9 protein-coding genes are annotated in these 11,690 nt (G+C 63.2%); all 9 read right to left on the bottom strand.

Going from position 1 to position 11,690, the window contains the following annotated elements:
- Positions 1-30: 30 nt before the first annotated feature.
- Positions 31-1,122, bottom strand: coding sequence for an LLM class flavin-dependent oxidoreductase (locus tag EEQ99_RS09150; protein WP_127430264.1), 1,092 nt, complete (start codon positions 1,120-1,122; stop codon positions 31-33).
- On the bottom strand, positions 1,119-2,849 hold the full coding sequence (locus EEQ99_RS09155; RefSeq protein WP_127430265.1) for a dipeptide ABC transporter ATP-binding protein: 1,731 nt from the start codon (positions 2,847-2,849) through the stop codon (positions 1,119-1,121). Before EEQ99_RS09155 ends, EEQ99_RS09150 begins: the two co-directional genes overlap by 4 nt.
- Positions 2,828-3,676, bottom strand: a complete 849-nt coding sequence (locus EEQ99_RS09160) for an ABC transporter permease (RefSeq protein ID WP_097542246.1) — start codon at positions 3,674-3,676, stop codon at positions 2,828-2,830. The genes EEQ99_RS09155 and EEQ99_RS09160 overlap by 22 nt, the downstream gene beginning before the upstream one ends.
- Positions 3,673-4,683, bottom strand: coding sequence for an ABC transporter permease (locus EEQ99_RS09165; RefSeq protein WP_097542247.1), 1,011 nt, complete (start codon positions 4,681-4,683; stop codon positions 3,673-3,675). Before EEQ99_RS09165 ends, EEQ99_RS09160 begins: the two co-directional genes overlap by 4 nt.
- A 37-nt stretch (positions 4,684-4,720) precedes the next feature.
- Positions 4,721-6,373 (bottom strand): ABC transporter substrate-binding protein, encoded by a 1,653-nt coding sequence (locus EEQ99_RS09170; protein WP_097542248.1) that lies wholly within the window; start codon positions 6,371-6,373, stop codon positions 4,721-4,723.
- A gap of 134 nt (positions 6,374-6,507) precedes the next feature.
- Positions 6,508-8,829, bottom strand: coding sequence for a molybdopterin guanine dinucleotide-containing S/N-oxide reductase (locus tag EEQ99_RS09175; protein WP_127430266.1), 2,322 nt, complete (start codon positions 8,827-8,829; stop codon positions 6,508-6,510).
- A gap of 47 nt (positions 8,830-8,876) precedes the next feature.
- Positions 8,877-10,253, bottom strand: coding sequence for an FAD-binding oxidoreductase (locus EEQ99_RS09180; RefSeq protein ID WP_028758199.1), 1,377 nt, complete (start codon positions 10,251-10,253; stop codon positions 8,877-8,879).
- 157 nt (positions 10,254-10,410) lie between these two features.
- The gene (locus tag EEQ99_RS09185; RefSeq protein ID WP_097542250.1) at positions 10,411-11,013 is read right to left on the bottom strand and encodes a 2-hydroxychromene-2-carboxylate isomerase; all 603 of its coding nucleotides are present in this window, start codon (positions 11,011-11,013) and stop codon (positions 10,411-10,413) included.
- Positions 11,010-11,594: a TetR/AcrR family transcriptional regulator gene (locus EEQ99_RS09190; protein ID WP_097542251.1), complete on the bottom strand. Its 585-nt coding sequence runs from the start codon at positions 11,592-11,594 to the stop codon at positions 11,010-11,012. Before EEQ99_RS09190 ends, EEQ99_RS09185 begins: the two co-directional genes overlap by 4 nt.
- Positions 11,595-11,690 lie beyond the last annotated feature (96 nt).

Consider the following 11,690-nt stretch of genomic DNA (forward strand, 5'->3'; position numbering starts at 1 on the left):
GCGACGCTCAACCGCTGGCATCAGTGTGGTTCAAATGGTAGGCGACCAGCCGAGGTTGGGGGCCACCGTGTCTGCCAGGTCCGTCAGCAGCCGCACGTTTTCGGCAAGGTCGAAGGCGGGGGGAAGGAAGAGCACAAGCTCATCGGCGGAGGCAAGGCCTGGGTCGTCAAGCACGGCCTCAAGCACCTGGTCGGGCGTGCCTTGGAAGACCGGGGAGATCTGGATGCCGGGCGGCTGATTGGCTGGCACGGCCGGCGTCAGCGCCCCCTTGGGACGGGACGCGGCAATTCCCTGGGTGCGGCGCTCGAGGTCGTAGGCGGCATACTTCTCCCGAAGCTCGGCCGTGGTGCCGACCAGGATTGAGGCGGCAACGGCGACTGGCGGCGGTTGGGTGTTCCACGTCTCGCGCCAGGTCGCACGGAAAGCCGCGATGCAGCGAGCCTGATACTCCCCGAAGGTTTCGCCCTCGTCGTGGTCGTGCTGCACAGTGCCTGAGATGAGCCCGATTCCGAGCTTGGCAGCCTGCACCGCCGAATCCAGACTAGCCGAGCCCTGTCTGATCCGCGAGCGCAGGGTCGGGCTGTGCGGCGTCACCCGCAGTTCAGTACCCTCCGGGGCGCCTTGGCCTTGCCCAGCGACGGTGTGGAGAACCTCAGCCGAGATCGCGGCGAGGAAGCGCGCCTGACGGCGTTTGGCTTCCGTCCGGGCATCGGTGTCTGCCGTACCGAAGACGGCGTCGAACGCCGCATTGGCGCCCGTCGAGATGGCCAGCTCCAAGCGGCCGCCGATCAAAAGGTCGGTCGTGCCGGCCGCCTCGGCGAGCAGGATGGGGTCCTGGTAGCGCATCGGGATAACAGCCGAGCCGAGCGTGATATGCCTGGTATGCTGGCCGGCCGCGGCGAAGAACGGAAGCGGTGACGACAGGTAGTGGTCGAAGTGCCGTTGGTAGGCCCAGCCCGACTGATAACCCAGCCGCTCGGCGGCCTTGAACAGCTCGATCCCGTCGCGTAGCCCCTGCGCCGGCCCGGCGTCGTCGTTGAAGGACACCCGGGTGTTGAAGCCGAGCCGCTGTTTCGGACGGAACGGCGCGGGCTGAGGGATGGCAGGCGCGGCGATGGTCATGCGATCTTTTCCTCGTTGACGAACCACTGCGGTCTGGGGTGTGGCGCGCGGGCGATAGCAGCGGCGCCTGATGGGATCGATTCCAGCAGCGAGCGTGTGTACGGCTCCCTGGGGCGTTCGAAGATGTCGGTGACGGTCCCATGCTCGACGATGCGCCCGCGCTGCATCACCGAAACCGTGTGGGCGAGCTGGCGCACCAGAGCCAGATCGTGGGAGACGAAAACATAGGTGAGGCCAAGCTTGGCTTGCAGCGAGAGCAGCACCTCGACGATATCGGCCTGGACGCTGACGTCGAGCGCGGAGGTGGGCTCATCGAGCACGATGACGTCAGGCTTGAGCACCAGCGACCGGGCGATGGCCACGCGCTGGCGCTGGCCACCTGACAAGGCTTCCGGCTTGCGGGAAAGCAGGTGTTCGCCGAGCCCGACATTGGCCAGCGCTTCGCGGACCTGCTCGGCCCGCTCCTCGCGGGTGCCGATCTTGAACCGGTCGAGCGGTTCGCGCACCAACTGCTCGACTTTCCAGGTCGGGTCCAGTGAGGTGAACGGGTTCTGATAAACGAGCTGAAGGTGGCGCCATACCGCGCGCAGGGACTCTGGCGAGCGACCGGCGAGCTGCTCGCCGGCGACGGCAATATTGCCGATGTCGGGTTGCTCGAGCCCGAGCAGCAGCCGGATTGCCGTCGTCTTGCCCGAACCGGATTCGCCGACCAGCGCGTGTGTGGTGCCAGCCGGGACGGCAAACGACACCTCATTGACGGCCGTCAGAACCTTGCCGTCGACCGTGAAGGTCTTCGTGACGCCGCTGACTTCGATCTTCGGTGCCTTGTCGGCTTTGGTTCCGAGGAAACGGAAGCCGGGATCGCGCAGCGCACGGTAGCGATCGGGGTTGAGGGCCGGGACGTCGGCATGCAGCTTCCTGGCGTATGCCGAGGAGGGCGCGGAGAAGACGGAAGCGGTGCTGCCGGCTTCCTGGACGACGCCGTCCTTGAGCACCACCAGGGAGTCCGCCCGCTCGGCGGCGATCGCCAGGTCGTGGGTGATGAGAAGCAGGCTGATCTCAAGCTCGTGCTGCAACTTGGAAAGCAGGTCGAGGATACGCTTCTGGATCGTGACGTCGAGCGCCGACGTCGGCTCGTCCGCGACCAGCAGCGACGGCCGTGGCAGGACTGCAAGGCCGATCAGCACGCGCTGCAGCATGCCGCCGGAGAGCTGGTGCGGGTAGGAGTCGTAGACCCGTTGGAGATTGTCGAGCCCGACCTGGGCGAAGGTCTCCAGGATGAGCGCCTTGCGGATTGCCTTATTGGGCTCGTCGACGAGTGCTGCCGCCTCCATCGCCTGGGCGCCGATCGTCCGCACCGGGTTGAGCGAGTTGCCGGGATCCTGCGGGACGAACCCGATCGCCCGTCCTCTGAGCGGCCGGAAACGGCGCTCCGGGAGTCCCAGTATCTCCTGGCCGTCGAACTCGACGCGGCCGGCAGCGCGTCCACCGCTGGGGAGCAGCCGCAACACCGCCCGGGCGATGGTCGATTTGCCCGAACCCGACTCGCCGATGAGGGCGAGGCTCTTGCCGCGGCCGAGTTGAAACCCGACGTTGCTGACGACTTCGTGCGGCCCGTAGGAAACCGACAACCCGTCAACCCGGAGCAGAGGGGCTGATCGCTGGAGCGGCAGCCCGGTGGCGTCTGTGTGGGCGAAAAGCTCAGTCAGTCTGTTTTGCGAAGCCATCGGCTGATCCTGTTCACGGAGAGGACGGTTGCGATCGTGACGAAGGCGGGGGCGTAAACCAGCCACGGCCATTTGAGGTAGTCCTTGCCGATCGAGATCAGCAGGCCCCAGTCGGAGGCCGGCGGCGGGTCGCCGTAGCCGAGGAAAGCGAGACTGGCGATCACCAGGATCGAGTCGCCGAACTGCAGCACCGCAAGCGGCAGCACCGAGCGCGAGGCGTTCGGCAGCACGTGACGCCACAGGATGTGCCAGCGCGACCCGCCGAGCAGAAAGGAGGACTCGACGAATGTCGCCTGCCGGGTCTTGATCACCTCCGAGCGCATCACCCGGGCGAAGAGGGCGACCGCCGAAACGCCGGTTGCAATGGCGGCGTTGGTGGTGTCGAAGCCGATCGCGGTGACGACGATGACGGCCAGCAGGAATTTCGGAATAGCCAGCAGAACGTCGACGAGGCGGGCGAACAGGGTGTCCACCCAGCCGCCGAAGAAGCCGGCCAGGAGGCCGATGAGGCCACCGGCGACAACGCCGATGACGACGGCGATCAGCGCGCTCGCCACCGAGGAGGCCGTGCCGTAGACGACGCGGGTGTAGAGATCGCGGCCGAGGTGATCGGTGCCGAACCAGTGCGCCGCGCTGGGGCCGAGCAGCTTTTGAGCGGGAACGCCGTTGACCGGGTCATAGCTGGTGAACAGGCTCGGAGCGAGAGACCAGGCGATGGCGAGCGCGACGATAGCGAAGGACAGCGCGACGATCGGCGGTAGGCGTAGCGCCGTCAGCCGGCTGATCGCCGCGACATGCGAGGCAGAGGAAGCGGAGGCGAGGGTCATGGCGTCACCGCCTTGGAAATGCCGATGGAGCCTTCGTCAGCCGTGGTTGGACGGCGCTCGGGAGCGCCAAGAAGCTTTACGCGCGGGTCGAGCAGTGGGTAGGTCAGATCGGCGATCAGGTTGACGATCACGAAGACCACCGCTGCCAGCGAGACGACCGCCTGCAGGACGGGCAGGTCCTGCGTGCTCACCGACCGTTGCACCAGGCTGCCGAGACCGGTGCGTCCGAACACCGTCTCGGTGATCAGCGAACCGCCGAGCAGTTCGCCGATGGTGAGCGCGATAACGGTGATAACCGGCAGCGACGACGGCTTGAGCAGGTGCTTGGCGAACAGGCGCATTTGCCCGAGGCCGCGACCCCGGGCGACGGCGGCGTATTCCTGCCCGGACTCATGATCGAGATTGGCGATGAGCACTTCGGCGATTTGCGCGGAGATGGGGATGCCGAGCGCGATGGCCGCGAAAAGCGTCGCCCAGAAGCTGTCGGGCTCGATCACGCGAAAGACGCCGAGCTGGAAGCCGAAGAGATGGATCAGCACCAGGCCGATCACAAAGTTCGGCACCGACAGGAACAGGGACGGGAAGCCGCGCAGCAGGCCCTGACCGAACCGTTTTGGCAGAAACTGCGTGCCATAGGCGATCACCGCCGACAGCAGCAGCGCGACGACGAGGCCTGCGGAAGCAAGGACCAAGGTCGACGGCAGCACCTCGGCGATCAGGGTCGACACGGGCCGGTTGGTTCGCATCGACAGGCCGAGATCGCCGGTCACGAATCCGGAAAAAGATGTCCACAGCTGGACCGGGATCGGCTTATCCAGGCCCTGGGCGGCGATGATCTCCTTGATCTCATCCGGTGTGAAGCCATTCTGAGGATTGTTCAGGACATTGGTGATCGGGTCGCCGGGCAGGATGCTGACGACGACGAAGGTGAAGACATAAGCCAGCAGGATCACGACGATCGCCTGCACGAGGCGTTTTGCGGCGTAGTTGAGGTAGGCTTTGCTCATGCCGTCACCTTCTTAAGTTGCTCGGTTGAATTGCGGGTTATTCGCTCTTCGTGGCCGTGTAGTAGCTGGCATAGGCGACGCCGTTGTAGACTTCGCCCTTGAGCTTCGGAGACTGCACGTAGATCCGCTGGACGATCTGTGTGCGCGGGATGAAGTAACCCTGATCGAGGATGTATTTCTGTAGTTCGTCGAGGAGCGGTTTGCGGCTTTCGATGGAACCGGCGCTGGCGATCTTGTCACGGAGTTCGTTGAGCGTCTTGTCGCTCTCGTCGAGGGCGAACCAGTTCTCGCCGTTGTTGGCATTTGTCAGGATACTGGCGACGGTGCCGGCGTCGATGAAGCTGCGCGTCACCTCATAGGCCGGCACGGCCGGGCTGCCGTATTTGACCTTCTGGCCGTAGGTGACGACGTCGTAGGAACGGATAGCGACTTTCCAGCCGATCTTGCCGAGCTGCTGGGCGATAAGCTCATCGACCGATTTCGAGGTTGCGAGGTAGGGGTTGGAATGCAGCGTCAGCACCAGCGGCTGGCCGTTCTTGGTGCGGATGCCGTCCGCGCCCTTTGTCCAGCCCGCTTCGTCGAGGAGCTTCTCGGCCTTTTCGGGGTTGTAGGCCAGCAGGGCGCTTTGGTCGGTCGCTCCCGGCACGTTGCTTTGGATGAAGGAGGTCGCCAGTTTCCAGTCTGACGTATAGACGGTGTCGATGATCTCCTGGCGATTGATGCCGGCCTGGAGGGCCTGGCGTACTTTCACGTCATCGTAGGGCGCAAGCTTGGTGTTGACAGCCCAGCCGTTCACGAAGCCGAGATAACGTGGTGTCGCGGTGGTGAAGCCTTCTGCCTTGAGAGACTCCAGCTCCTGCGGCGAGGCGTTGTAGGCGACGTCGGCCTGGCCGGACTGAACCGCAGCCACGCGCAGCGACGGCTCGGACACCAGCTTGTAGGTGATCGTGTCGAGATAGGCCGGGCCGGTATGGCCGACCGCGGCGGGACCCCAGTTGTAGTCCTTGCGCTTGACCAGCTTGACGAAGTCGCCTTCCTTCCAGGAATCGACCACATAGGGGCCGCTGCCGGCGGTCTTGCTGAGGTCGGCCTGCTGGGCGGCAGGCTGCGCGAGGGTCTTGGGGGAGATCAGGATCGAGCCGTGGTAGCCGAGGGTCGGGATGAAGCCGAGTGTCGGCGCCTTGAAGAAGACCTTCACGGTAGCCGCGTCCACTGCCTCGGCGTGGTCGTAAGTCTTCGGGAAGAGACCGATCGGGTTGATGCCCTCGCTCTTGCGGCCGGCGTACCAGATGTCGAGGTTGGCGACGACGGCCGACGCATCGAGCGGGGTGCCGTCGGAGAAAGTCACGCCGCTCTTCAGGTGCAGGGTGAACTCGGTGGCCTTGTCGTTCTGCTCCCAGCGCTCGGCGATCCAGGGGCTGACCTTGCCGTCAGCATCGACGTAAAGGAGCTTATCGGTCACATGGCCCCAGATGTGGCCCTGGAAGCTGGAGATGGCGCTGTTGTTCGGGATCCAGGTATCGCCCAGCGAGTCGATGAGGAAGGTGATGTCACCGCCGTTGTGTGGGCTATCGGCACTCAGAGCCGGATTGAACTCCGCCGTTACCACCAAGGCGGCGATTGCCAGTGCGGACGTGGCGATCAGCAGGCGACGCCGGGGAAGGGAGAACGGGGAAAAGCGTTCGATCATAATGCGGTCCTGTATTGTTTGCCAAGGAGATCACGACGCATAGCCTAAGCAGGGCAACAGGAGGGAGAAAGACCAGTTGTTCTTTTTCTACTAAATTTATGGATTATTTTGTTCGGTTTCTGCGTGTGTGTGGATCAGCTTTTCCGGGCTTGTCGCGATATGTCTGCGAACTTCATTCCCTCGAAGATCCGCACCGGCGGCAGTTCGCCGGCGAACCGCTCCGCCTCCACCCTGGTAAGCTGTCCGGTCGAGCCCTGGGCCAATTGCGAGGTTCCGACGTCGCGGGTGAGGATATTCGGGTTGCCGTGGATGCACATGGACTTCTCGGCGGTCGGGTCGTTCGGTTCGAACCACGCACCCGTCGCAAGCTGCATCACGCCCTGTCGCACGTCCTCGCTTATCACCGCTGCCGCTAGGCAGCTGCCGCGGGCATTGAACAGCCTCAGAATGTCGCCATCCGAAATGCCGCGTTCGGCCGCGTCGGCCGGGTTGATGCGGACTGGTTCCCGGCCTTTGATCTTGGTGGAACGACTGAAATCGCCATAGTCCAACTGGCTGTGCAGCCGCTGATGCGGCTGATTGCAGACCAGATGGAGCGGGTAGTTGCTTGCATCGCCCTCTGCCTCCATCTTGGGGCGATACCATCGCGGATGGCCGCGGCAATCGTCGTAACCGAAGCTCTCGATCGTCTCGGAAAAGATCTCGATCTTTCCGGATGGCGTCTGCAGCGGAGATCCGGATGGATCATCGCGGAAGGCGCGCGCCGGTCCACCGTCGTCAGGCTTCAGCGGCAGGCGTATCTCTCCGCGTTCCCAGAACGTCTCGAAGTCGGGAGCTTCGTGTCCACCGGCTATGAGCGCCTCGCGCGTCGTCTCGAAAAGAAAGGCGAGCCATTCCTTGCTGGTGCGGCTTTCGGTGAACTGTTCGGCTCTGCCGAGGCGGCGGGCTATCTCGGAGAAGATGTCATAGTCGTCCCGTGCTTCGCCGACCGGCTCGATCAACTTTTTCATGGCGATCATCAGCGGATCGCGGTCCGCCGCGCCGATGTCGTCCCGCTCGAGCGTGGTGGTCGCCGGCAGCACGATGTCGGCATGACGGGCCGACGACGTCCAGGCCGTCTCATGCACGATGATGGTTTCCGGCCTCTTGAACGCCGCCCGCAGCCTGTTGAGATCCTGATGGTGATGGAATGGGTTGCCGCCCGCCCAATAGACGAGGCGGATGTCGGGATAACGCATCGCCTGACCATTATAGTTGAACGCGCTGCCCGGATTGAGGAGCATGTCGGCGATGCGCGCGACGGGAATGAAATCCGGCACGGCGTTCTTGAATTGACTGAGCGTGGGCAGTGGGACGGCAAGCTGGTGTTTGCCGATATTGCCCAATGCGCCAAGCGAATAGGAATAGCCGCCGCCATCCAGTCCGATCTGCCCGAGCATTGCGGCGAGCACGATGCCCATCCAGACCGGTTGCTCGCCATGCTCGGCACGCTGCAGGGAATGGCTGACGGTGATCAGCGTCCTGGCGCGCGCCATGGAAAGCGCGAGCTTCCTGATGGTGTCTTTGCCGATGCCGCAGATATGGGACGCCCATTCCGGGCTCTTGTCGACACCATCGGTCCGGCCAAGCAGGTAGTCCTCGAAGCGCTCGTAGCCGACCGTATAGCGGTCGAGAAATTGGCGGTCGTGCAATCCCTCGCTGGCAAGCACATGCGCGAGGCCGAGCATCAGCGCTATGTCGGTGCCGGGCAAGATGGGCAGCCATTCGGCGTTCACCTCAGCAGGAAAATCGTCTTTCAGGGGGCTGATGAGGACAAAACGCGCACCGCGCGCGTGCGCGCCATTCAGCGTCCGGGGCACGATATGCGCACTGATGCCGCCGCCATGCACATCCGTGTTCTTGATCGCCATTCCGCCGAAGGCGACGACCAGTTCGCTGCTCCGCTCGATGGCATCCCAGGTGACGCTCTTGCGCTCGAAATGGTCGTAGGGTCCCAAGACATGCGGGATGATGACCATGGCCGCACCCGAGCTGTAGGTGTTGACGGATCTGATATATCCGCCCAGCACATTCAGAAACCGATGGATCTGGCTCTGCGCATGATGGAAGCGTCCGGCGCTCGACCAACCATAGGACCCACCGAACACGGCCTGCGCGCCGAAGTCTGCATAAACGCGCCGAAGTTCCTTCGAAACAAGGTCCAGCGCCTGCGGCCAGCTGACTTCGACATAATCGTCTGCCCCGCGATTTTGCGCGTTGCCGGTGCTGCCTTCGAGCCAGCCGCGCCGGACAGCCGGACGTCTGATGCGCGCCGGACTATGGGCGATCGCGGCGAGATTGCCCAGCAGGGGCGATGGATGCGGGTCGGCCGGATGGGGACGGATTTCAAGCTTTCCATCTTCGTAGCGGCCGGAAAAGGCGCCCCAGTGGGAGCTATGGGGCTGAAACGAACTCATTTGTAAAGCTCCAGGCAAACAAGGGTTTATCAACGGACTGCGGACGTCTATCCGGGCAAGACTTTGCCTGGGTTCATGATGCCTGTCGGATCGATGGCATGCTTGATGACGGCCATGAGATCGACGGCATCGCCATGTTCCCCGCGCAGATAGCCAATCTTGCCGGTACCGACGCCGTGTTCGCCGGTAGAGGTGCCGCCCACCGAGATTGCATGTTGCACCATCTTCTTGTTGATGGCTGCAACCTCATTGAGTTCCGCCTGATTTCCCGGGTCGACAGCGAAGACGACGTGATAATTGCCGTCGCCGACATGGCCGAGAATGGCGGCGGGAACGCTGCAGCCGCGCAGAAGATCACGCGTCTTGAGGATGCAGCTGCTGAGCTGTGAGACAGGGACGCAGACGTCGGATGACCAGCCTTTGGCATGCGGGCGCTGGGAGACGACCGCGTAGAACGCGTTGTGACGCGCCTTCCACAGCCGGTTGCGCTCTTCAGGTGCGTTTGCCCATTCGAAATCCTTGCCGCCATTCTCCTCGACGATCGCCTTGACCATTTCGACCTGCTCCTGAACCCCAGCCGGAAAGCCATGAAATTCGAAGGCGAGCGTGTCCTCGATCTTCAGCGACAGATTGGAATAGGCGTTGACGGCCGCGATCAGGCCGCGGTCCATCAACTCCATGCGGGCAACCGGAATGCCGAGCTGCACGACCGCAATCGCCGCATTGACCGCCTGCTCGACGCTTTCGAACGAGCAGAGCGCTGCGGAAATCGTCTCCGGGATGCCGTAGAGCCTGAGCGTCACCTCGGTAATGATGCCGAGCGTACCCTCGGAACCGACGAACAGTCGGGTCAGATCGTAGCCGGCTGACGACTTGCGCGCCCGGCCGCCGGTGCGGATGACCTGGCCGCTCGGCAGCACGACGGTCAGTGACAGGACGTTTTCGCGCATGGTGCCGTAGCGCACGGCGTTCGTCCCCGATGCCCGCGTCGAGGCCATGCCGCCGATCGAGGCGTTGGCGCCGGGATCGATCGGGAAAAACAGGCCCATATCGCGCAGATGCGTGTTCAATTGCTCGCGGCTCACACCGGCCTCGACGGTGCAATCGAGGTCCTCGGCGCTGACGCGGACGATCTGCGACATGCGTGAAAGATCGATCGAGACACCGCCGCGCACCGCCGTCAGATGGCCTTCGAGCGAGGTGCCTGCGCCAAACGCGATCACCGGCACGTCTTCAGCCGCGCAGAGCCGGACGATCTCGGCCACGTCCTCGGTGCTTTCCGCAAACACGACAGCATCCGGGATGGCGGGCGTGTGGTGGGATTCACCGCGGCCGTGCTGTTCGCGCAAGGCCTGCGAGATGGAGAAGCGATCGCCGAAACGGATGCGAAGCGTTTGCGAAAGAGCGGGAGAAAGAACACTCATTTGCCGCCTCGACGCTCTTCAGGAATGACGCGGCTAGGGTTATCCGGATGCGCCGCCAGCCATTCGGTGGGGATGATGGACATGGAGTGCTCCGGATGATGCTCTGGCCGGGGACGAACGGGCCGATGCTGTTGGCGCCGGCCTGCTCGATGATCCATCAGGCGGCGATCTTGTCGCCGTTGAGATGGCGCTCGAGGAATGGCAGGCTGTCCTGTCCCCAGTACAACTCATCTTCGTATCGGAAGGTTGGAAGCCCGAAGACACCGGCAGCCTTGGCGGTCTCGGCGTTCGATTTCCAGATCGCCTGCACGTCCTCGGCCTGAGCACGCTGCTCCAGAACTGCACCGTCGAACCCTGCCTTATCCGCAATTGCGCGACGAACCTCGGCTCGGCCGATGTCCTCGCCACGTGTCCAGAAGGCCTCCTGAAGCGCCTTTGTCAGTCTGAGCCAGTCTTGCCCCGCATCGATGGCGGCAATGACCATGAAACCGGCGGGGGTCGGGTCAGAAAGGGCGGCGCGGTTTTCGAAGTTCAGCGTTTTACCCCGCAGCGCGGCCCAACGTTTCAGGTCCTTGACCCAATAGGCGCGGCGCGCTTGCGGCCGGTTGCGGGAATAGATCGCGCCATTGTCCTCGATCAATGGGATCACATAGGGGTGGATCGATGCCCCATGCTCGGAGGCGAGCGCCGCAAACGGCTCGAGGCCGATAAAAGCCCAGGGAGAGCCAATGCCGAAGAAGTAATCGATGGTCTTTGTCATGTTCCGTTCTTCTCAAGAGATCTGGTCGAGTAGATTGCCGCGTCGAATACCGATAGTGCGCAGTCCCGGGCGACGAGAACGGCCTGGGGATCGCGTCCGACCGCCACCGTGGCAAGGGCGCCTTCATAGAGAAGGGAAAGGTGAGCAGCCGCCTGGTCGGGCTTGACATCGGCCCTCGACAGGATGGTGCGAAATATGTCCCTCACAACCTTCTTGTGCGTTCGCGCGACGGTGAGGACGCGTTCGGAATCGCCGTGCTCGGCGACGGCAAGTGCAAAGGCGCAGCCCCGAAACTCCGGGCTGTCGGCCTTTTCGTACAAGCGCTCGAAAATCAGTTTGATCTGATCCCTCGGCGTGCTTGCCGCATCCAAAACCTCCTGTAGCGAACGAATGACGCGGTCGTGGCGATCCTGGAGATAGGCTGCCACAAGGTGGTCCTTGGATGGGAAGTGTCGATAGAGGGTCGCCTTGGCAACGTTTGCCTCTTCGATGATTCGATCTATGCCGACGGCGCGAATACCTTCGCTATAAAAAAGCGCGCTGGCGGCGGTAAGGATCTGATCTGATATAGGCTCTTTCATTGGATCGCTTCGGGTTGGGAATGTATCATGGGATCAGCAAGCCCATATCATCAGGTCATTGCAAGTGTTCTGCCGAGGTTGGCTGCATTGTTTCGC

The sequence above is a fragment of the Rhizobium anhuiense genome (assembly GCF_003985145.1).
Lineage (GTDB): Bacteria > Pseudomonadota > Alphaproteobacteria > Rhizobiales > Rhizobiaceae > Rhizobium > Rhizobium anhuiense.